The 20,476-nt window shown below is 72.2% G+C and carries 17 protein-coding genes; 7 read left to right on the top strand and 10 right to left on the bottom strand.

The genetic code is table 11. The annotated features are described in order from the left end of the window. Positions 1–371: 371 nt before the first annotated feature. The 7 genes from coxB to A3862_RS25865 are packed head-to-tail and all read right to left on the bottom strand — an operon-like array spanning position 372 to position 9,083. Positions 372–1,337: a cytochrome c oxidase subunit II gene (gene coxB / locus A3862_RS25895; protein ID WP_043354179.1), complete on the bottom strand. Its 966-nt coding sequence runs from the start codon at positions 1,335–1,337 to the stop codon at positions 372–374. After that, positions 1,334–1,822, bottom strand: coding sequence for a hypothetical protein (locus A3862_RS25890; protein WP_043354181.1), 489 nt, complete (start codon positions 1,820–1,822; stop codon positions 1,334–1,336). The genes coxB and A3862_RS25890 overlap by 4 nt, the downstream gene beginning before the upstream one ends. Continuing rightward, entirely contained in the window at positions 1,819–2,880 is a 1,062-nt protein-coding gene (locus A3862_RS25885; protein WP_043756130.1) for a hypothetical protein, read from the bottom strand. Before A3862_RS25885 ends, A3862_RS25890 begins: the two co-directional genes overlap by 4 nt. Then, positions 2,877–3,422, bottom strand: coding sequence for a c-type cytochrome (locus A3862_RS25880; RefSeq protein ID WP_043756131.1), 546 nt, complete (start codon positions 3,420–3,422; stop codon positions 2,877–2,879). Before A3862_RS25880 ends, A3862_RS25885 begins: the two co-directional genes overlap by 4 nt. Beyond that, complete coding sequence (locus tag A3862_RS25875) at positions 3,419–5,443, bottom strand: quinol:electron acceptor oxidoreductase subunit ActD (RefSeq protein WP_043383409.1); 2,025 nt, start codon at positions 5,441–5,443, stop codon at positions 3,419–3,421. The genes A3862_RS25880 and A3862_RS25875 overlap by 4 nt, the downstream gene beginning before the upstream one ends. A gap of 2 nt (positions 5,444–5,445) precedes the next feature. Then, positions 5,446–8,427, bottom strand: coding sequence for a TAT-variant-translocated molybdopterin oxidoreductase (locus A3862_RS25870; protein WP_111474102.1), 2,982 nt, complete (start codon positions 8,425–8,427; stop codon positions 5,446–5,448). Then, entirely contained in the window at positions 8,424–9,083 is a 660-nt protein-coding gene (locus A3862_RS25865) for a cytochrome c3 family protein (RefSeq protein WP_043345872.1), read from the bottom strand. Before A3862_RS25865 ends, A3862_RS25870 begins: the two co-directional genes overlap by 4 nt. Positions 9,084–9,468: 385 nt before the next feature. Between A3862_RS25865 and A3862_RS25860 the strand changes: the two genes are divergently transcribed. The 3 genes from A3862_RS25860 to A3862_RS25850 all read left to right on the top strand — a co-directional run bounded on the left by A3862_RS25860 (position 9,469) and on the right by A3862_RS25850 (position 14,562). Beyond that, complete coding sequence (locus A3862_RS25860) at positions 9,469–12,054, top strand: ABC transporter ATP-binding protein (protein WP_043383415.1); 2,586 nt, start codon at positions 9,469–9,471, stop codon at positions 12,052–12,054. A 167-nt stretch (positions 12,055–12,221) separates the two neighbouring features. Next, on the top strand, positions 12,222–13,415 hold the full coding sequence (locus A3862_RS25855) for a L,D-transpeptidase family protein (protein WP_043383416.1): 1,194 nt from the start codon (positions 12,222–12,224) through the stop codon (positions 13,413–13,415). Positions 13,416–13,620: 205 nt separating this feature from the next. Then, a complete protein-coding gene (locus tag A3862_RS25850) occupies positions 13,621–14,562 on the top strand; it encodes an MBL fold metallo-hydrolase (protein ID WP_043756139.1) in 942 nt (313 codons plus the stop codon). A gap of 9 nt (positions 14,563–14,571) precedes the next feature. On the opposite strand, the gene A3862_RS25845 is transcribed toward A3862_RS25850, so the two are convergent. After that, a complete protein-coding gene (locus A3862_RS25845) occupies positions 14,572–14,754 on the bottom strand; it encodes a hypothetical protein (protein WP_236952875.1) in 183 nt (60 codons plus the stop codon). Between the two features lie 246 nt (positions 14,755–15,000). Between A3862_RS25845 and A3862_RS25840 the strand changes: the two genes are divergently transcribed. Both A3862_RS25840 and A3862_RS25835 read left to right on the top strand, forming a co-directional pair. After that, positions 15,001–16,245, top strand: coding sequence for a complex I NDUFA9 subunit family protein (locus A3862_RS25840; protein WP_052083558.1), 1,245 nt, complete (start codon positions 15,001–15,003; stop codon positions 16,243–16,245). Between the two features lie 26 nt (positions 16,246–16,271). Next, positions 16,272–17,288 (top strand): NAD-dependent epimerase/dehydratase family protein, encoded by a 1,017-nt coding sequence (locus A3862_RS25835; RefSeq protein ID WP_052083559.1) that lies wholly within the window; start codon positions 16,272–16,274, stop codon positions 17,286–17,288. Positions 17,289–17,316: 28 nt separating this feature from the next. Here A3862_RS25835 and A3862_RS25830 read toward each other — a convergent pair whose 3' ends face one another. Beyond that, positions 17,317–18,096 carry a class I SAM-dependent methyltransferase gene (locus tag A3862_RS25830; protein ID WP_043756141.1) on the bottom strand — a complete coding sequence of 260 codons (780 nt, stop codon included), beginning with the start codon at positions 18,094–18,096 and terminating at the stop codon, positions 17,317–17,319. 88 nt (positions 18,097–18,184) lie between these two features. Here A3862_RS25830 and A3862_RS25825 point away from each other — a divergent pair, with 88 nt between their 5' ends. Both A3862_RS25825 and A3862_RS25820 read left to right on the top strand, forming a co-directional pair. Then, positions 18,185–18,640, top strand: a complete 456-nt coding sequence (locus A3862_RS25825) for an Rrf2 family transcriptional regulator (protein ID WP_043383423.1) — start codon at positions 18,185–18,187, stop codon at positions 18,638–18,640. Between the two features lie 141 nt (positions 18,641–18,781). Beyond that, on the top strand, positions 18,782–19,159 hold the full coding sequence (locus A3862_RS25820; RefSeq protein WP_043345852.1) for a PH domain-containing protein: 378 nt from the start codon (positions 18,782–18,784) through the stop codon (positions 19,157–19,159). 111 nt (positions 19,160–19,270) lie between these two features. Here A3862_RS25820 and A3862_RS25815 read toward each other — a convergent pair whose 3' ends face one another. Beyond that, entirely contained in the window at positions 19,271–20,476 is a 1,206-nt protein-coding gene (locus A3862_RS25815) for a CaiB/BaiF CoA transferase family protein (RefSeq protein WP_043345863.1), read from the bottom strand.

The raw sequence follows: 20,476 nt of genomic DNA, 5'->3' as shown, positions 1-20,476 counted from the left end.
TCGGAAGCCGGACGTCAGGACGTTCGCGGGCTCGTCCGACCCCGATCCGCGGGCCGCGATGTTCACAGGTCTGAGGCGGACATCGCCGCTGGCGACAGAGCGCGACGGGCCCCCTCTCCCGGGCGGGAGAGGGTTGGGGTGAGGGACGAGAAGGCTCAGGATCGAGCACACCCTTGAAGCATCGACAGGTCGCGCCTCGTCTGGAGCGTTCTCATCCCTCACCCTGTCCCTCTCCCGCTCGGGAGAGGGGACCCGCGCTCGATCCTGAAAACGCAAGGCCAGATCGGAGGTGTGAAACCGCGAGCAGGGCGAAGAGCTGATCCGGTGCACCTTGCGATCCGACGACTGAATTTTCAGGTTGACGCAGCTCATCATCGTGTCGCGTCCGCGGCTTTCGAGGTCGGATAGGCTTTCAGAAAGTCGATCAGCGTCCCGAGTTCGTCCGCCGGGATCCGGCCGGCGAAGCTCGGCATCACCTGCTTGCCCCCGCCGGCGAGCCGGTCGCCGTTCGGATTCAGGATTTTCTCGCGCAGCCACGCCGCGTCGGCGGTGACGGTGCGGCCGTCGGCGAGCCTCACCTGCGACCCGAACAGGCCCGCGAGGCTCGGCGCCTTCACGGACGTGCCGGGCTCGTGGCAGCCGGCGCAGCCATAGGCCTCGTAGAGGGCCCGGCCCGCCGCGATCTTGCCCTGCTGCGCGCCGGCATGGGTCAGCCAGTCCTGGTAGTCGCCGGGGTTCATGAAGGTGACCTCGCCGCCCATCACGGAGTGGTCGGTGCCGCAATATTCCGAGCAGTAGAGGTGGTAGGTGCCGGTCTTGTCGGCCTTGAACCACAGGTCGGTGTAGCGGTCGGGCAGGGCGGCGACCTGCATCCGCACGGCCGGCAGGTAGAGGGCGTGGATCACGTCCTGGCTGATGATGTGCAGGCGGATCGGCTGGCCGATCGGCAGGTGCAGGTTGTTGATCTCGGACTGGCCCGTCGGGTGCTGGAACTTCCACATCCATTGCCGGCCGATCGCCTCGACCACCATGGCGTCGGGGGGCGGGTTCTTCGACTGGATGAACAGCTTCGCGCCCCAGACGAAGAAGATCAGCGTCAGCAGGAACGGGATCAGCATCCAGCTGATCTCGATCAGGTTCGAGCGGATGCCCGAGGGGCTCCGGTCCGCCTCGGACCCCTCGCGGTAGCGCAGGGCGAAGTAGGTGATCGCCACGAAGACCGGGACGGTCAGGAGCAGCGTCAGGACCGTGAAGGCCAGGATGAGCAGGTCGGTCTCGCTCGCGGTGGCGGAGACCGCCGCCGGCCAGAGCTGGAGGGAATCGTGGCTCGGCGTCATCGCGCAGCGGGCTCCGCCGGTTCGAGGGAGCGGCCGACGATCAGGTCCATGGCGCGCCCGATCGGGATTCGGGCGCGGGTCCGGGCTTCGTCCCGGTAGCCGTAGCCGGCGAGAGACGCTTCGGCCGCCGCCCGCGCACGGTCGATATCGGCGTACGGGTCGGCCTGAAGGTTCGGAGGCGGCGGCGCCAACTGCGTGGTCTGCTGCGGCGTCAGGGCCGGCAGGGCCCGGCGCTGACGCGCCGCGAAGGTGTCCATCAGCCAGATCATCGTCCCCACGACCGCCAGGACCGTGAGCGCGAGGCCCGCCATCACCATCACGGTGTTGCGGACATTGACGTCCCGGGTCTCGTGCCCGGGCTCATTCGGATCGCGCTGGGTATTGGCAGCCGGACGGGGCGGCCGCCCGTTCAGGAGCCCGCTGCCGCGCAGGGTCAGCCCGGCAAGGATCGCCGGGATCAGCCCGGAGGGGCCGTCGGCGCTCATGCCGGCCTCCCGGCGCGCCGGGCGTCGGAGGCCACGCGGTCCGCTCGCGGCCGCAGCACCGGTCGGAGCGCGGCCGCGAGGCAGGCCACGGCAGCGGCGGCGAGCACGTCGCTCGGCCGGAGGACGAAGCGGTCGCGCACCGCCGGTGTGATCAGCCAGAACATCTCCAGGGCGTGGACGGCCACCGCCGCGCCGGCCAGGATCCGGGTGGTCGGGCGTCCCGGCCGGAGGGTCGCGAGCCCGGCCAGCACGACGACGGCGCCGGCCACGACCGCCAGCGCCCGCCCGACCCAGCCGCCGCGGGCGAAGTACCACGTCACCTCGGGCGGCAGATTCGCCGACCAGACGATCAGGAACTGGACGAAGTGCAGATAGGCCCAGAGGCCCAGAAGCACCACGAGGGGCACCAGCCGGCCCCGTCCGGGCGCGGTACGGCCGCGGCCGACGGGCTCCGGTTCCTCCCAGGCGAGGAGGATCGCCGCCGCGAAGGCGAGGCCGCTCCAGGCCGTCATCACCAGGAGGCCCAGAAGGGTGGAATCGAGCCGCGGATCCAGGGAGGCGACGACGTCGGTGACGAACAGCGTGCCGACGACCGCGTGCAGTCCCACAGCCGGCACGGTCCGCCCCTCGCCGGGAGCGTCGAACGGCCTGGCGAACCTCAGCGCCAGCCAGGTCCAGGCTGCGAGATAGACGATCGCCCGGATCGCGAAGAACGGCACCGTGAACCACAGGGCGGCCAGCGGCGTGCGCGCCGGAGCGCTCACCCAGGGATAGAGCAGGGGCGTGGCGGCCAGAAGCGGCAGCGACAGCACGGCCGCGACCGGCATCAGCGCCATCAGCCGGCGCAGACCCGCCAGCATCTCGATGCCGCCGCGCTCGCGGACCCGCTTGCCGAAACGCTCGGCGACGATGACCACCGGCAGGGCGCCGACCGGCAGGGCGAGAAGGACGAGCCACGCCGCGAGATACGAGGCCGCGGCCCCGCGCCAGCCGCCCGCGAGCAGGCAGACGGCCAGGAGGACGAGGCCGGCGAGGCCGAGCAGGGCGGGGCGCCTCACGGCGTCGCCTCCAGGCGGGTGCGATCCTCCGGGGGCAGGCTCGCCACCGGGGTGTCCTGGCTGAGCTGGAGGGCGCGGAGATAGGCGATGATCGCCCAGCGGTCGGCCGAGGGGATCATCTGGGCCATGCCGAACATGGACTTCCGGCCGTTCGAGATGGCGTCGTAGAGCTCCGCCGCGGAGGCCATGCGCACGGGCTCCGCCGTGAGATTGCCGGGGGAGGGAAATCCCCGTGCCACGATCATGCCGGCGCCGCGCCCGTCCTGCCCATGGCAGGGGGTGCAGAAGACTCCATAGCGTTCCCGGCCCTGGTCGAGCAGCGCCCGGCTGATCGTCTGCGGCTGCGGCGCCGTCCGGGCCGGATCGATCCGCGGCACGGTGCCGGCCACCGGCTGGCGCATGGTGATCTCCCGGGGAAAGAACGGGTTCTTGTCCCAGGTCTTGGCCCGGGCCTGATCGGCCATGTCGGCCTCGCCGCAGGCCCCCAGCGGCGCGAGGGCGAGGAGGGCGAGCGGCACGGTGCGGAGGGCGGCGCGCCTCATCGCGGGATCCGCCGGAGCTCGAGGGGACGCCCGGCCTCGGCCGGCAGGGCCGCGAGCCGCCGCTCGATCCGGCCTGCGTCGAACCGGTCACCCCGCGCCTCCGCGGAGAGGAAGAACCGGTCCTCGGAAGCCCGCAGGAAGCCCGGGATGTTGAAGGCCGGGTGATTCAGCCGGGGCAGGCGGTTGAGCACGAGGAGCGCGAAGTGGATCGCCACGCAGCCCGCCATCATCGCGACGGAGACGCTCGGCACCACGAACGAGGGCCAGGACAGGCGCGGGCGCCCGCCGATCAGGAAGACGTAATCGTAGGCCGTGGCGTAGAGGCATAGGGCGAAGAAGCCGACACCGCCGAGCAGGGCCCCGGCCAGGGCGTAGGGCAGGATCGAGCGTCCCTCCAAGCCCAGAGCCCGCAGGGTGCGGGGCATCGGCACCGGCCCGTGCCCGTCGAGATGGACGTGATCAGGACTGATCCCGGAGACCGCCTGGAGGGCGGCGGCGAGGTCGCCCTGACTCGCGAAGGTCGCGGACACGCCCCACAGGGGCGCGGTGACCGGGTCGTCCTCCGGGCGACCGGTGGCCCGGGATGCGGCCGCGCGGGCCGCCTCCTGCGCGGCCGGCGACACCATCAGGGCGAGGCGGCGGCTCTCGACGATCGACACGGCCGGCAGGTAGCGCAGGAACAGGAGGAGCAGGGTCAGGAACAGGCCCACCGAGCCCGCGAAGGTGGCGATACCCCAGACATCCGTCGTGTAGGGCAGCCGCGAGGACGGCAGGAAATCCTGCGTTAGGGTGACGACCAGGACCATGACGTGGTCGGCATAGGCGCCGATCGCCACGAGAAGGCCCACCACCGCGATGGCGACCGGCGCCGTCCGGGCCCGCGCCGACCACAGGATCTGTGCGGGCAGGACGAGGCACAGGATCGCCGTCCAGGACACGAGGGCGTGGTCGCCGGTCATGCGCCGGACCAGGACGCCGCGCCCCGCGGCGTCGCCATTGAGGAACGTGTCGAAATACTCGGCCGCGTAGCAATAGGCGCTGGCGCAGCCGAGACAGAGCAACAGCCGCCCGAGCACGTCGAGATGGCGGTCCGTCACCAGGGCGCCGAGGCCGTACACGAGGCGGATCAGCATCACGATCACCGCCGTGACGCCGACGCCGGAATAGACCGCATTCACTAGGAAGCTCACCGGCAGCAGCGTGCTGTGCCAGCCGGGCATCAGCGAGCCCGCCAGCATCACCGAGGCCCCGGTCTGGACCGAGACCACCAGCAGCACACCGAGCAGCGCCACCGTCCGGTAGGCCTGAACCCAGATCTGCCAATGGGCCGCCGAGCCGCGCCAGCCCGAGGCGAGGATGCCGTAGACCTGCGCGCGCAGCAGCGCGCGCTTCCGGGTCGCTGCCTTCGTCTCCCGCTGGCGCATCGCCTCCGCGTGGGCACGGTCGCGCAACGTGGCGAGGTCCGGCAGCAGGCCGATGAACCAGAGGCTCACGCAGATCACCAGGAAGGACACGATGTCGATCGCGTCCCAGAGGAGTGGCGAGCGGAACTGCGGCCAGAGATCGTAGGTGTTGGGGTAGGGCAGGTTCCAGAAGAAGAACCACGGCCGTCCGAGATGGATGATCGGGTAGAGCCCGGCGGCCGCGGTGGCCAGCAGTGCCAGGGTCTCGGCCACGCGGTTCACCGCCCCGCGCCACTCCGCCCCGAGCAGGAGCAGGATCGCCGAGACCAGCAGGCTGCCGGACGCGACGCCGATCCACCAATCGTAGCTCGCGATGTCGAGGGCCCAGACGACGGCGTTGTTGTTCGCCCAGATGCCGGGACCGGCATAGAGCAGATAGCCGAGGGTGAGCACGAACAGGCCGAGGAGCGAGGCCGCCGCCGCGAAGGCGATCCACCAGCGCCGGTTCCCCGGATGCGTCAGCGGAATCGCCGTGACCGCGCCGCCGATCCCCTGAAGGGTCTCGTCGGGCCGGATCAGGGGGCCGGGCTGCGGACCGCCGGAGAGGGGGCCGGCCATGCTCAGCCCTCCCGTCCGTTCGGATCCGCGGCGGGCGCGAGCCCGGCGAGATAGGTGGTGCGCGGCCGCGTGTTCAGGTGGCCGAGGAGCGCGTATTCCCGCGTGTCCCGCCGGGCGGCCGAGACCCGGCTTCCCGGATCGGCGACGTTGCCGAAGGTGATCGCCCGGGTCGGGCAGGCGCCCTGGCAGGCGGTCTCCACGGCCCCGTCGGGGATCGGCGCGTGGGCGTCCTTGGCCGATGTGATCCGCGCCGCCGTGATCCGCTGGATGCAGTAGGTGCACTTCTCCATCACGCCCCGGGACCGGACTGTGACCTCGGGATTGCGCTGCTGCTGCTCCACCGGGGTCATGCCGCCGGTGTAATCGAGGTAGTTGAAGCGGCGGACCTTGTAGGGGCAGTAGCTCTGGCAGGTGCGGGTTCCGACGCAGCGGTTGTAGACCTGCAGGTTCAGGCCCTCGCTGTCGTGGAGCGTCGCCTCCACGGGGCAGCCGAGTTCGCAGGGCGCCTGCTCGCAATGCATGCAGGGCACCGGCTGGAAATGCGTCGTCGGCGCGTCGAGGTCGCCCGCGTAGTAGCGGTCGATCCGCAGCCAGCCCATCCAGCGGCCGAGTTCGACCTCCTCGCGCCCGACCACGGGGATGTTGTTCTCCGCCTGACAGGCGGTGACGCAGGCGTTGCAGCCGGTGCAGGCATCGAGATCGATGGCCATGCCCCATTGCGCGGCGACCCAGCGGTCCTGGCTCTCGGGGGGCGGATAGAACGAGGCGGGCGTCGGCGCGCCCTTCGGATCGCCCACGGGTGCGGCGCCCAGAGCCTGCACGCGCACGAGATCCTGACCCTCCATCGTGCCGAGATGCTGGGTGGTGACCGGCCTGCGCTGCTGTCCGGTCTTCGTCAGCCGGGCTCCGGCGAGCCCCCAGGGAGAACCCGGTGGCCGCAGGGGCGCGGCGTCGTAGCCGAGGCCGCGGGCGAGGTGGTCCGGGACGTCGCGGCCGTAGCCCAGGGTGAGGGTCACGGTGGTGTCGGCCTGCCCCGGAAGGATCCAGGCCGGCCCCTCGACCGCGCGGCCGCCGGCCTCGACCCGCAGGATGTCGCCCGTGGCGATCCCCTCGCGCTCGGCGAGGCGCGGGCTGAGCGCGATCACGTTCTCCCAGACCACCTTGGTCAGGGGCTTCGGGAGCTCCTGCAGCCAGGCGAGATCGGCATGCGTGCCGTCCCAGATCGTCGGATCGGGCCGGAACAGCACCTCGACCCCGTCGGCGGCCGGCGCGGGCGATGAAGCCGCTTCGGGGGCGGCTGCCGCCGCCTGCGTCAGCGCCACCGTCTCGGCCGGACGCGCGCTGTCCGCCCAGAAGCCCAGGCGCAGGGCCTCGGAGAAGCGGGCCTCGAAGGCCGCCTCGTCCTCGCCCGGGTTCCGTCCCTGCGCCTTGAGGAGCCCCAGGGCGTCCTGACCGCCCTCCCCACCCTCGCCGCTTGCCAGGAAGGCCAGCATCTCCGCGAGCGTCCGGCCGTTGTACAGGGGGGCGACCGTGGGCTGGATCAGACCCACCGTCCCGTCGAGGGACCGGATGTCGCCCCAGGATTCCAGCGGGTGGGCGGCCGGCAGATGCCAGTCGGCATGCGCACCGGTCTCGTCGTAGTAGAGCCCCGCATGGATCTTGAGGGGCACGCGCGCCATCCGGGCGGTGAAATCGAGGGCGCCGGGCGCCTCGTAGACCGGGTTGGCGCCGAGGACGACGAGCACCTTGACGGCACCCCGATCCATGGCCTCCGCGAGATCCGCGAGGGTCCCGGCGCCCGTCTCCGCCACGGGCGCCGTGTGGACCAGGGTCGCGCCGGTGTTGCCGAGGGCGCCGTTGAGGCGGTGAACCAGCGCGTGCAGGTCCGGGCTGGCGGTCAGGCCGGCGGTGACGATGCCGCTTCCCCGGGCCTCGGCGAGGGCCGTCCCGGCGCTCCGCGTCCAGCGCGCGACGGGATCGTCGCCCGCCGGGGCCGCGCCGCCCGCGGCCAGATTGAGCAGATCCCGGGCGAGGGCCTCCAGCCGGCCGGCCGGGACCACGAGCCCCCGATCCGCCTTGGCGCTGGTCAAGGTCGGTGTCGGCGCCGCCGCGTGGAGGGTGAGGAGGCGGCCCTCCGCGTAGGCCGCCCGCCGTGCCTCGCTCCAGCGCCGCGACAGGCCGACCTGACCGGGTCCGAGATCCAGAAAGTCGCCGTCCAGCGCCACGATGGTCCGGGCGCGACCGAAATCGGGGCGGGTCTCCAAGGGCCGTCCATAGGCCTGGCGAGCGCCCTCGTAGATCCCGTCGCGCCCCGCCCCGGCGCCGACATACCAGCGGAGCGCCGGGTAGGCGGCCCGCAGCCGCGCGAGCTGGGCCGCCACGCCGGGCGAGGTCACGGGGCCGGTGAGCAGGGCGAGACCCTCGCCCCGGCTCTCGCGCCAGCTCGGCATCCGACCCTGCAGGTCTGCCCGGAACGCCGCCCAGGAACTCGGCCGGCCGAGATGCTGCACCGCCTGGGAGCGGAACGGGTCGTAGAGCCCGAGCACCGAAGCCTGGGCCAGCACGTCGGTGCCGCCGCGGCTCCAGGGATGCTCGGGATTGCCCTCGATCTTCAGGGGCCGGCCGTTGCGGGTGGTGACCAGGATGCCGTTGCCGAAGCCGTCGAACACGGCCGAGGAGGCGTAGGACAGGTCCGTGCCGGGCACGATCCGCTCGGGCTGATTGACGTACGGCACCTCGTAGTCGCGGCCGCCGCCCCCGCCGCAGGCGGTGAGGCCGCCCAGCGCGAAGGAGGCGGCCATCAGCTTCAGGAAGCCGCGCCGCTCCGGGGCCGCGGCGAGCCGGGACGCCGACGGGAACTCGGCCGCCAGATAGGCGCGGAACTCGGGGCTGTCGGCCACGGCGTCGAGGCTGCGCCAGAAGCGCGGACCGTCGCCGCCGGCGAGTTTCGCGCGCAGGGCCGCGATGTCGGGGGCGCCGGTCATCGGTGGCAGATCCCGCATTCGGTCAGCCGCTCCCCGCCGCGGATATGGTACTGGGCGACGAGCTTGGGGCCCAGCGTCGCCTGGTCGGAGGGCGGCGTCCAGGTCATGTTCCAGACCTGATCCGGCGTGCGGACGTACTTCTCCGGCGCCCGGTGGCAATCGAGGCAGAACTGCATCTCGAAGGCGTTGGCCCGGTAGGTCATCTGCATCGCCGTGACGTCGCCGTGGCAGGTCGAGCAGCCGATCCCCTTCGTCACGTGGACGGAGTGATTGTAGTAGACGTATTGCGGCAGCTTGTTCAGCCGCTTCCATTCGAGCGGCTTGTCCTGCGCGTAGCTGTCGCGCACCGGCTTGAGCATCTCGGAGCCGGTCCAGATCTGCGAGTGGCACGTCATGCAGGTATGCGTCGGCGGGATGCCGGCCGTGGCCTCCCGGTCGACCGTGGTGTGGCAGTAGCGGCACTGGATGCCGAGTTCGCCGGAATGGTGCTTGTGGCTGAACGGCAGGGGCTGGGCCGGCGCGACCCCGACGCCCGTGACGTAGTTCGAGCGCACGATCCCGGCCGCCAGAACCGGGAGCCCAACCAGGCAGGCGACGCCGGTCATCAGAGCGAGGCGGTAGAGCGCGTCGGCCCCGGGCGTGAACAGCTGCGCCATCAGGCCGACCCGCAACAGGCGAAGGCCGGGAGATGGCGCTCGGTCTTCTCAGCCCCTCGCCGCAAGCGTCGCCCCACCTTCTGGTCCCGGTCGAAATCGTGCGGTGCGCCGGCCGGCCGCGCGATACGGCTCGGGCGCCCGCGGCGATCAGGCTTGGAGGTCCCGCGCCTCGCAGATCCGAGCCACGGCCGCGCCATGCCCCATGGTTGTAACGCTGGAGCGCTTCCAAACCAGGGCCACAACCGCAAACAACCCGGCCGACATGTCGCAGCGGCCGGCGGCAAGGTCCGCGCAAGGGAAGCCCGCGCCCGCGACCCTTCCCGTGACCGGCGCGAACGCCTATGCCCGCGCGACGGTTGAGACGCCCGATCCTGTCCGGAGACGCATGGAATCCGATCCTCTCGTCCTGACGTGGCGCGCCGCGCGGCCTCAGCACACCGCGGCGGCGGCCCTCGCGGTCGGGATCGGCGCGCCGCTCTGCGCGCTCGCGCTCCTGTGCCTGCGCGACCTGATCGCGGTCCTGCCGCGCGACGAGGCGCCGGTGCTGCCCTTCCTGCGCGTGGCGGTCGCGCTTCCGGGCGGAGAGCTGGTGCTGGCCCCCGGCATCCCGATGCGCCCCGCCGAACTCGAGCTCACCGCCTTCCTGTGCATCGCCGTCTGCGCCCTGGCCCTGGCGGGCCTCGGCTGGTGCGTGGCGCGCCTGTGCTTCAAGGCGCAGAACAAGGCCGGGGACGCCGTCCGCGAGGGCGTTCTGCGGGCGATCCTCGACGCCCCCGCGGGGGCCCGGGACGAGGCGCGCAGCCTGGCCCGGATCGTCGGAGAGGTGCTGGCCCGAGCCGACCGCCTGCTCGCCGCCGGCATCGTCCTGCCGGCGATGACCCTCGCGGCCCTGATCCTGGCCCTCGGCTTCGCGGCCCTGGCCGCGCCCCGGCTGATCCCGGCGGCCGTGATCGGACTGGCGGCGATCGGACTCGCCTACGGCTTGGTGCTCGAACGGGCGCGCGACCGGCAGGAGTTGCGCCTGCGCTCCAGCGCGCGGGCGGAGGAGAACCTGAACGACCTCGTTCGGCGGCTTCCTGCCGTGCGCAACCACGGAGCGGCGGCCATCGAGCGCAGACGTATCGCCGCCCGCGTCGCCGCGATGCGGACCAATGTCGGTCGCGCCGAGGCGCGGCTGGCCTACGCCCGGGCGCCCGCCCTGGCGCTGGCGGTGATCCTGCCGGCCATCGCCGCCGGTACGGCACTGTGGCGCTCGGCGCCAGGGCAGCCGCCCGCGGCCCCGGTGGATCCGGCCGCCCTCCTGGCGGCCGTCGGCGCCTTCGGCCTCGCGGGCTGGCTCGCCGCCATCTGCGCGCGGTTCTGGATGGTCCGCCGGTCGGTGCGCCCGCGCCTCCGCGACCTCGCCCGCATCATCGCGTCCCTCGAGGGGCGGCGGGCGAGGGCCGCCCGGATTGGTGCGGCCGCATTGCCGCTGCCCCGGTCCGGGATCCTGGCCACGGAAGGCGTCGGAGCCTTCGATCCGGCCACGGGCGAGCGCCTGACCGGCGTCGCCGTGGCCGTGACGATGCCGGGCCACGTGGCGATCACGGGCAGCCGCGGCAGCGGCGCCCGGGCGCTGGCGGCGGTGCTGGCCGGGCAGGTCGAGCCGACGGCCGGGGCCGTCACCTATGCGGGCACGGACCTGCGCGACTTCGACGCCGCGGAGCGCGCCAGGCGCATCGCCTTCACGTCGGGGGAGGCGATCCTGATGGAGGGCTCCCTCCGGCAGAACCTGCTCTACGGCACCGATCCGGCGACCGCGCCCGACGACATCGCGCTGATCGGCATCAGCCGGCTCACCGGGCTCGACGGCTTCGTATACGCCCGCGGGCTGACCGGACGGCTCGATCCGGCGGCCCAGCCGCGGCTCGCCGCCGCGATCGTCACCGCCCGCCGGACCATGCGAGTGGCGCTGGCCGCCAAGGGCGCCGAGCGCCTCGTCGAGCCCTTCGATCCCGACCGCTACAACAACCAGGCGAGCATCGGCGAGAACATCCTGTTCGGGGAGCCGGTGGGCGGCACCTTCGCGCCCCTGCGTTTCGCCCGCCACCCCTATCTGCGGGCGGTTCTGGAGGCCGAGGGGCTGGTTCGCCCGCTCACCGAGATCGGCCTGTCGGTGGCCCGCAGCACGGTGGAGATCTTCGCCGACCTGCCCAACGACCATCCCCTGTTCGACGCCTATTCGCTGTTCCAGGCGGCCGAGCGGGGCTATTTCGAGGATCTCGTGGTGCGCCTGCCCAACGCGGCGAGCCTGCGCCGGGGACCGGCGGGCCAGCGCGACCGCTTGCGGTTGATCGGCCTGGCGCTGCGCTACAACGAATCGCGCCACCGCTTCGGCCTGATCGACGGCCCGTTCGAGGAGCGCCTCGTCCAGGCGCGGCGGTCCTTCGCACGGATGCTGCCGCCCCACCTCGCGGGTGCGGTGGAGTTCCACGACCCCTCCCGGGTCAATCCGGCCGCCAGCCTGGAGGAGAACCTCCTGTTCGGCCGGATCAGCCTCGGCGAGGCCAATGCCGAGCCGCGGGTGCGCGAACTGGTGCGCCGGGTTCTGGCCGACGAGGGCCTTGAGGCCTCGGTCTATGGCCTCGGCCTCGACAGTAAGGTCGAGGCTCAGCCCAGCACCGGGGCTCTGGCGGACGGCGCGATCAATGCCCGCGAACGCGTGGCGATCGAGCTGAGCCGCTGCCTCGCCCGTGATCCCGACATCCTCGTGGTCGCGGTCGCGATGGACGAGCGGAAGGTCGAGGGCGCACGCGAGCGCCTCGCCCAGCTGCGGCAGGCGCGGGCCGGGCGCGGCCTGATCGTCTGCCTGCCCGAGACGAGTCTTGCGGAGAACGCCGCGCCCTTCGACGCGGTGATCGCCGTGGAGAACAGCGCGGTCATCGCCCCCGTCCCGGCCGCCGCCGAGCGGGACCCCGCACCGGCAGCCTGACAGGACGTCACGATCCGCCGGCGCCGTCGGCCTTCCGCGCGCAGCGGGACAATCCAGCGGGGTCGGGCTGACCGGACGCGCAGCCTCATGGCCGCCGCAATAATCCGTCAGGCCGCGAGGCCGCGCCTGTCCGGCAGCCATCCCGGCCGATCCAGCGCGGACGGTTCATGCCCCTGTCGACCTCGATCCCCCTCGCTGCCGGCCTCGTCGTGCTGGTCCTCGCCGGTCCGGCCGCCGCGCAGGCCGGCAAGGCGGAGGCGCCGATCCCCGCCGCGACCCTTGCCCTGATGGCGCAGAAGGGCGTGACGGCCGCCTCGCCGGTCCTGTTCCGGGCCTACAAGAAAGAATCCGAGATCGAGGTCTGGAAGAAGGGTCGCGCCGGCTACGTCTTCATCAAGACGTTCCCGATCTGCCGCTGGTCCGGCCAGCTCGGGCCCAAGCGCAAGAGCGGCGACCGGCAGACCCCGGAGGGGTTCTATACGGTGCCCCGGCGCCAGATGAACCCGAACTCGCACTACTACCTGTCCTTCGACGTCGGATATCCGAACGCCTACGACCGGGCCCATGGCGGAACCGGGTCCGCCGTGATGGTCCACGGCATCTGCTCGTCCATGGGCTGCTTCGCCATGACCAACGGTACGGTCGGCGAGATCTACGCCATCGCCCGGGACGCGCTGAACGGCGGGCAGGCGGCCTTCCAGTTCCAGTCCTACCCGTTCCGGATGACCGCCGAGAACATGGCCCGCCACCGGACCGACCCCAACATCGCCTTCTGGCGGGAACTCAAGGCCGGCTCGGATCGGTTCGAGGCGAGCCGCGAGGAGCTGCAGGTCTCGGTGGTCGCCGGCCGGTACGCGTTCGCGCCTTCGCGGGATCCCGCCATCGAGGCGGCGGTCACCACCCGCCGGGCGGTCGAGGAGGCGCGGATGACCGCGCTCGCCGAGGCGGGCGAGCCCGCCGTGCGCACGACCTATTCCGACGGCGGCCAGAACGCCTTTTGGGCGGCCTACACGGCCCGAGGCGGGGCGGTCGGCGACATCAGCCGGCCGGAAGCCCTGGCCTTCGCCGGCCAGGAGGTGGTGGTCGTGCCGGGCCATCGCGCCCATCGCCCGGTGCCCGACACGGTCTGGGCCAGCTGGGCCGCGCCCGAGTCGGGCCTGTCGCCGCGGCAGATGGCGGGCTTCGTCCCGGTCTACGAGCGCGCCCCCGATCCGTTCGGGGCGCTGGTCGCGCCGCTCCCGACCCGCTACAGCGACGCGCTTCCGTCCTGGCTGGCCGCCGGCCTCGCCGGATCGGGCTCCGGACGCCCGATTCTGGCCGGTTCGCCGGGCGGTCTCCTGGCCTCGGCCGAGGCGCTCTGAGCATGCGAGGGTCCGGTCAAGCGTCCCGTGCGTGTGCGCGGACGCACATCACGACCGCCTGCGGCACACCAATTCATGATACGGCAGGGGATGAGCGGTACACCTGCTCCGTCGGCCTGCCTTATTCAAAGCTACCTTCCCGGAACGGCGACGGGGTTTCGATCATAACCGATCGGGACCGACTGTCCGCGGATTCGTGATCGCCATGTCGAACAGTTCCGAGCCGACTCTCCTGACGGCCGACCAAGACCTCGTACTCCGCTTCTGGGGCGTCCGCGGCTCGACGCCCGTCAGCGGCCCGCAATACGCCGAATTCGGCGGCAGCACGCCCTGCATCGAGGTGCGGTGCGGCCAGCGGATGTTCATCGTCGACGCGGGCTCGGGCATCTACAATCTCGGACAGGGTCACCGGACCGATCTGCCCCGGGAAGTCGATCTGCTGTTCAGCCACCTGCATCTCGACCACACCGCGGGGCTCCCCTTCTTCAAGCCGGCGGTCCTCGACTGCGACCGGGTGATCAACACCTATTGCGGCAACCTCGGCGGCGAATCGGCCGGCCCGACCCTCGACCGCCTGTTCGCGCCGCCGCTGTTCCCGGTTACGCTCGACAGGCTGTGCTGCACCTTCCACCACCACGGCTTCGAGGCGGGGCAGACCCTGACCTTCCCGGACGGGACGCGGGTCGCCACGATCCTGCTGAACCATCCGCAGGGCTCCGTGGGCTACCGGTTCGAGCATGCCGGCAAGCGCCTGTGCCTGATCAGCGACATCGAGCACAGCGACCCCTGGCCCGATCCCAACCTCGCCGCCTTTGTGGCCGACGCCGACCTGATGGTCTACGACGGCATGTTCACCGACGGCGAGTATCCGACCTGCCGGGGCTGGGGCCACTCGACCTGGCAGAAGGGCGTGGAACTCGCCCGGACGGCGGGCGTCAAGGCGCTCGGGATCATTCACCTGCACCCGGCCCATTCCGATACGGCGCTGCGCGACATGGAGGCCGACATGCAGGCCGAGATGCCGACCGCATTCATCGCGCGCGAATGTCAGAGCCTCACGGTCGGGGCTCCCCGGGCGGTCGGCGGCCGTCCAAACGGGCGTCCGGCCGTGGCGCGGGAGATGCGCCGCCGGATCAAGGTCGCCTGAGCCGGCGGATCAGGCGGAGTGCCGCCTGCGGGTCCGGCTGTACCGGGACCACGCGAACAGCACGAACAGCGCGACGCCGATGATCAGAATGCTCCAGCCGTAGTTGCTGACGAGCTGCGCGTCGATCGGGTGCCCGACGAACCCCAACGCGACCAGCAGGCCGAACACCGCGATCGCCGCGGAAACGAGCATCCCTACAATCATCGAAGTCCCCGGCGCGTCCCATCCGCGCGATTCGGCAGGGCCGTATGGTGGGGAAGAATGCTTGGCGGCCGCACCCGTTCCAGCGTCCGGCCCTCTGCCGCGCCGGTCATCGGCCCCACGCTGTTCACCGGAATGGCGCGGCGGCTCATTCGGCGGCTCCCATCGCGCCGAAGTTAGGCTAAGTAGGCCGCCTGACGGCGCCCCGGGGCGCGCGAGGAGCTCGAGACCACGGCGATGAGCGGCCAAGAGAACACGACGGCGCCCGCGGCGGCGCACACGAGTCCGGAGACGCAGTCCGCATCCGCCGCCACGCCGGGGCTCCTGCGTCCGCAGGACCAGCTCGTGACGATCTACGGCGGCTCCGGCTTCCTGGGACGGCACGTGGTGCGGGCGCTGGCCAAGCGCGGCTACCGGATCCGCGTCGCGGTGCGCCGGCCGGATCTCGCGTTGTTCCTGCAGCCCCTGGGGAAGGTCAACCAGATCGTGGCCGTCCAGGCCAACCTGCGCTACCCGGACTCGGTGGTCCGGGCCGCCGAGCGGTCGGACGTGCTGATCAACCTCGTCGGCATCCTGCAGGAGACCGGCTCCCAGAGCTTCGCGCGGCTGCAGGTCGACGGGGCCGAGGCGATCGCCCGCGCCGCGGCGCGCCAGGGCGCCCGGATGATCCACGTCTCGGCGATCGGGGCCGATCCGGCCTCGCCGTCGGTCTACGCGCGCACCAAGGCAGAGGGCGAGGCGCGGGTCTTCGCCGCCTGTCCGGACGCGGTGGTGTTCCGGCCCTCGCTGATCTTCGGGCCCGGCGACAGCTTCTTCAACCGCTTCGCCGGCCTCGCCCGGGCGCTTCCGGTTCTCCCGCTCGCCGGCGGCCAGTCCCGCTTCCAGCCGGCCTTCGTGGGCGACGTCGCCGAGGCGATCGCCCGCGCGGTCGACGGCACCGTGGCGCCCGGCAAGGTCTACGAACTCGGCGGCCCGGAGGTGGGCACGCTGGAGCACTTCGTGCGCTACATGCTGAAGACGATCCGGCGGAAGCGGGTGGTCGTGGACCTGCCTGCGCCGGCGGCCAAGCTCCAGGCCCGCATGCTGGAGATCGCCGACACCCTGACCTTCGGCCTGCTGCCGGATTCGCTGAAGCTGACCCGCGATCAGGTGACGCTGCTTCAGAACGACAACGTCGTCTCGGAGGCCGCCAAGGCCGAGGGTCGGACCTTCGAAGGCATCGGCATCACGCCGACCGCCGCCGAGGCGGTGGTGCCGGGCTATCTCTGGACCTTCCGCAAGGCGGGGCAGTTCGCCACCGACCAGGACGAGTCGTACCTGTCCGAGGTGCCGGACACGCTGGCATCGAAACCCCTGGCGGCCGGCTCTCAGCATCGGCCCCAGACCGCCTCCGGCCCGGCGATCGGGGCCGATGCCGGCAGCTCGCCGGGGGCCGGGCAGGGCAGCAGGGGCGTGCGCTGGGGAACTCGGAAACCGGGCTAGGTGACGGCCCGCGCCCGGATCGCGCCATGAGCGCGCTCTCCCTCCACGGATCCGGCGGCCCGGTCGGGCGGCGCATCCTCGTCACCGGGGCGGCCGGCTTCGTGGGCGGCCACGTTCTGCCGCTCCTGGCGACGATGAGCGCGGGAGCGGGCGATTGCGTGGCCGGGATCGGGCGGGGGCGGGCGCCGCACCTGCCGGAGGGCGTCAGCTACGCGGCGATCGATCTCCTCGACGAAGCCGCGCTCCGCGGCTTCGTGGCGCGATTCCGGCCGACCGCGATCCTCCATCTGGCGGGCCTCGCCTCGGTGGCGGATTCCGCCAGCGGCCCGGGCCAGACGTGGCGGGTCAACGTCAACGGCCTGATGAACCTCGTGGCCGCGGTGGAGGCGGTGCCGGGCTGCACCTTCTTCTTCGTCAGTTCCGGCGAAGTCTACGGCAGCGCCTTCCTGGCGGGCCACGCCCTCAGCGAGGCGGTCGAGCCCCTGCCGCGCAACACCTACGCCCGGTCGAAATGGGTGGGCGAGCAGCTGCTCCGCGACCTGCTGCCCCGGATCGGCGTGAAGCTCGTCGTGCTGCGGCCGTTCAACCATATCGGCCCCGGCCAAGACGAGCGCTTCGTCGTAGCCTCCTTCGCGGGCCAGATCGCCCGGATCGAGGCCGGCCTCGTGCCGCCCTGCCTGGAGGTCGGCAACCTCTCCTCCTACCGCGACTTCCTCGACGTCGCCGACGTGGCGAACGCCTACGCCGACCTGATCGGCCGGGCGGACGCCCTGGCGGACGGGAGCGTGTTCAACATCAGCTCGGGCCAGCCGCGGACGATCGCCAGCGTCCTCGAGGACCTGCGCGCCCGGGCCCGGGTCCCGTTCGAGATCCGGATCGCCCCGGAGCGCGTGCGCCCGACCGAGATTCCCCTGGCCGCGGGCGATGCCGGCCGCCTCCACGCCGCCACCGGCTGGCAGCCGCGGGTCTCGTGGGACGCGGCCCTGACCCGGGTGCTGGACGACGCGCGGGCGCGGCTGGCGGACGCGCGCAAATCCGGCTGAGGCGCCGGGTTTGGCGCCACCGCGGCGCTCAGCGCTCCGCGACGGCGATCAGGGCGGTCGAGGGGATCGGCAGGACGGGTCGACCGCCCGCCATGCGCCGCGCCTCCGCGATCACCGCGGCCCGGTCGGCCGCGCTCAGGTCGACCCAGTCCGGCGACAGACCGAACACCGTGTCGGGGTCGTCGAGCATGGCGACGTCGAGCGCGTAGTCGAAGGTCACCCGGTCGATCCGGGGGGCTGCGTACCCGGCCGCGACCAGCGCCCGGGTGAACCCCGCCGGATCGCCGAGCGCCCGCACCCCTTCGGGCATCGCCCGGCTCTCGCGCTCGGGGAACAGCTTGCGACGGATCTCGCCGAGCAGCAAAAACGTCGCCGCGCCCTGATCCTGCCACGTGGCCACGACGCCCGATCCCCCGGGCCGCGTCACGCGCGCCATCTCGGCGAGGCCCTTCCGCCAGTCGGGGAACATGATCACCCCGAAGATCGAGAACACCGCGTCGAAGCCACCGTCGGGTAGGGCGAGGGCCTGTCCGTCCATGACCCGCGCGTCGACATTGGGCAGTCTCGCCCCGGCGATGCGCGCGACCATGCCGGGCGAGAAGTCGACCGCGAGGACCTGCGCCCCCGTCCGCGCCGCGGCCAGCGCGAGGGCACCGGTGCCCGCCGCGACGTCGAGGACGCGGCTGCTTCCGGTCAGCGGCACCCGCGCGAGCGCCGCCTCGGCGAAGCGCGCCGTGAACGGATGGGCGGTCGTCTCGTAGTGCTCGGCGACCCTGTCCCACCGATCCGGGTTCTCGAACTCGCGCACCGCTTCAGCTCCGCTCCATCACGTAACTTGATAAGTATCGTGATGGCGCACGGTTGCCAATCCCGAGTCCGGTGTGATGGATCGACGGGTGCGCACCGACAGCCGCCTCTCCCGAACGCTCCATGTGCTGCTTCACATGGCGCGCCACGACGGACCGATGACGTCCGAGGCGATCGGGCGGATGCTCGGGACGAATCCCGTGGTCGTCCGCCGCACGATGGCCGGGCTCCGGAACGCGGGCTACGTGACGTCGGAGAAGGGGCACGGCGGCGGATGGACCATCGCGGCGGACCTGAACGCGGTCTCGCTGCTCGACATCCACCGCGCGGTCGGCGGGCCACGCATCTTCGCGATCGGCAGCGATCGCGCGAACCCGGCCTGCGCCGTCGAGAAGGTCGTCAACGCGGCGGTCGAGGACACGCTGCGCGAGGCCGAGGCTCTCCTGATCACGCGGCTCGGTTCCGTCAGCCTCGCCGAGCTCGCGCGAAGCTTCGACGCCCGGTGCCGGCCCGAGGGGGCATCGGACACCTCGACCTGCGCGTGACGGCGGGCGCGGCGGCGGGCATCGCCGCGCGCGACCAGGCTCGCGGTCGGAACGGAGTGTCGGATCGCGGCGGGCGCTTGCCGCGCCGACGGTCGGGCGCCATGCTCCGCCTCGACGCGGACCAGCACGAGATGATCGGCCATGGGCCTTCTGGACGGATTGCTCGGACACGGCTCGGCCGTCGATGCGGCCTCCCTGGAGCGCCGGCTCGACGGCATCCTGATCGACGGCGAGACGGCGCGGCTCGCCTTCAAGATCATCCGGGACGTGTTCGTGTTCACCGAGCGCCGCGTCATCCTGATCGACGTCCAGGGCGTGACCGGCAGCAAGGTCGAGTTCCTGTCGGTGCCGTACCGCGCGATCGTGCGCTTCTCGGTCGAGACCGCCGGTACGTTCGACCTCGACGCCGAGTTGAAGATCTGGGTCTCGGGCGCGGCGGAGCCGATCCAGCGGACCTTGAAGAAGGGCGCGGACATCCGGGGCATCCAGCGGGCCCTGGCCGAAGGCGTGCTGCGCTAGCCCACGGCCCGACCGCGCGGATGACGGCCCGCTCCGACCCGCGGCGAGCCATCCACGGCACGCGACGGCAGGAGGCGAGCTGCAGGAGGCGACCTGCAGGAGGCGACCTGCCTACCGGACCACGCCCTTGGCCCGCAGCGCGTCGCGCGCGCCCTCCGGATAGTCCAGCTCCTCGGCCAGGATCTCGGCGCTCGAATCCCCGAGGCCCGGCGGCATGCGCCGCACCGGCAGCCGGCGGCCGTCGAGCCGGTAGGGCGGGGCGATGACGTGGGCATTGCCGGGCGCCGTCACCACCAGCCCGGCCTCCTGGGCCCGGTCGCAGGTGAGCGCCTCGCGCAGGCCCATCACCTCGCCGCAGGGGATGCCCGCGGCCCTGAGCCGCGCGATCAGCGGCGCGCGCTCCCACTTGGCGAGTTCCGCCTCCAGCACCGGGATGAAGGCGGCGCGGTTGCGCGATCGGTCGAGGTTGGTGGCGAAGCGCGGGTCGGCGACCCAGTCCGGCCGCTCCAGCACCTGCTCGCAGAAGCGGCGGTACTGCCCGTTGTTGCCGACCGTGATCACCACCGGCCCGTCGCCGGCCTCGAACACCCCGTAGGGCACGATCGAGGGATGGGCATTGCCGTAGCGGGGCGGATCGATGCCCCGGGCCAGCGCCTCCAGGCCGTAATAGGAGGTCAGCGCGACACCGCAATCGAACAGAGCGAGGTCGATCGTCTTGCCCCGTCCGGTCCGCTCCCGCTGGTACAGGGCCGCCAGCACGGCCTGGGCCGCGAACTGCCCGGTGAACAGATCGACCGCCGCGACCCCGAACTTGAGCGGCGGCCCTCCAGCCTCGCCGTTGAGCGCCATCACACCGGATTCACCCTGCACGACGAGGTCGTAGCCGGGTCGTCCGGCCTCAGAGCCGTCGGAACTGTAGCCGGCGATCGAGCAGTAGATCAGGCCGGAATTTTCCGCCGACAGGTCGCCGTAGCCGAGGCCGAGCTTCTCGGCCCCGCCGGTCTTGAAGTTCTGCACCAGGACATCGCTCTCGCGCGCGAGCGCCTTGACGATCGCCAGCCCGTCCGGGGTGGCGAGATCGATACCGATAGAGCGCTTGTTGCGGTTCACGCTGTCGAAATACGAGGTGTTGCCGGGGCTCGTGGGCACGCCCCAGTCTCGGGTATCGTCGCCGCGCTCCGGGTGCTCGATCTTGATCACGTCGGCGCCGAGATCGCCCAGCACCTGCGCGCACCACGGCCCCGCCAGGACCCGGGACAGGTCGAGGACGCGGATCCCGGCGAGCGGCAGGTCGTCGGTGGCGGATTCGGCATCCAT

Source organism: Methylobacterium sp. XJLW (assembly GCF_003254375.1).
Classification (GTDB): domain Bacteria; phylum Pseudomonadota; class Alphaproteobacteria; order Rhizobiales; family Beijerinckiaceae; genus Methylobacterium; species Methylobacterium fujisawaense.
Note: the sequence above shows the minus strand (reverse complement) of the source record. Positions and strands in the feature narration are given on the sequence as shown.

Excerpts from the sequence above, each read along its gene's own strand:
- coxB (WP_043354179.1), bottom strand. The coding sequence starts at position 1,337 with ATGACGCCGAGCCACGATTCCCTCCAGCTCTGGCCGGCGGCGGTCTCC.
- A3862_RS25890 (WP_043354181.1), bottom strand. The coding sequence starts at position 1,822 with ATGAGCGCCGACGGCCCCTCCGGGCTGATCCCGGCGATCCTTGCCGGG.
- A3862_RS25880 (WP_043756131.1), bottom strand. The coding sequence starts at position 3,422 with ATGAGGCGCGCCGCCCTCCGCACCGTGCCGCTCGCCCTCCTCGCCCTC.
- A3862_RS25875 (WP_043383409.1), bottom strand. The coding sequence starts at position 5,443 with ATGGCCGGCCCCCTCTCCGGCGGTCCGCAGCCCGGCCCCCTGATCCGG.
- A3862_RS25870 (WP_111474102.1), bottom strand. The coding sequence starts at position 8,427 with ATGACCGGCGCCCCCGACATCGCGGCCCTGCGCGCGAAACTCGCCGGC.
- A3862_RS25865 (WP_043345872.1), bottom strand. The coding sequence starts at position 9,083 with ATGGCGCAGCTGTTCACGCCCGGGGCCGACGCGCTCTACCGCCTCGCT.
- A3862_RS25860 (WP_043383415.1), top strand. The coding sequence starts at position 9,469 with ATGGAATCCGATCCTCTCGTCCTGACGTGGCGCGCCGCGCGGCCTCAG.
- A3862_RS25855 (WP_043383416.1), top strand. The coding sequence starts at position 12,222 with ATGCCCCTGTCGACCTCGATCCCCCTCGCTGCCGGCCTCGTCGTGCTG.
- A3862_RS25850 (WP_043756139.1), top strand. The coding sequence starts at position 13,621 with ATGTCGAACAGTTCCGAGCCGACTCTCCTGACGGCCGACCAAGACCTC.
- A3862_RS25845 (WP_236952875.1), bottom strand. The coding sequence starts at position 14,754 with ATGCTCGTTTCCGCGGCGATCGCGGTGTTCGGCCTGCTGGTCGCGTTG.
- A3862_RS25840 (WP_052083558.1), top strand. The coding sequence starts at position 15,001 with ATGAGCGGCCAAGAGAACACGACGGCGCCCGCGGCGGCGCACACGAGT.
- A3862_RS25835 (WP_052083559.1), top strand. The coding sequence starts at position 16,272 with ATGAGCGCGCTCTCCCTCCACGGATCCGGCGGCCCGGTCGGGCGGCGC.
- A3862_RS25820 (WP_043345852.1), top strand. The coding sequence starts at position 18,782 with ATGGGCCTTCTGGACGGATTGCTCGGACACGGCTCGGCCGTCGATGCG.
- A3862_RS25815 (WP_043345863.1), bottom strand. The coding sequence starts at position 20,476 with ATGGATGCCGAATCCGCCACCGACGACCTGCCGCTCGCCGGGATCCGC.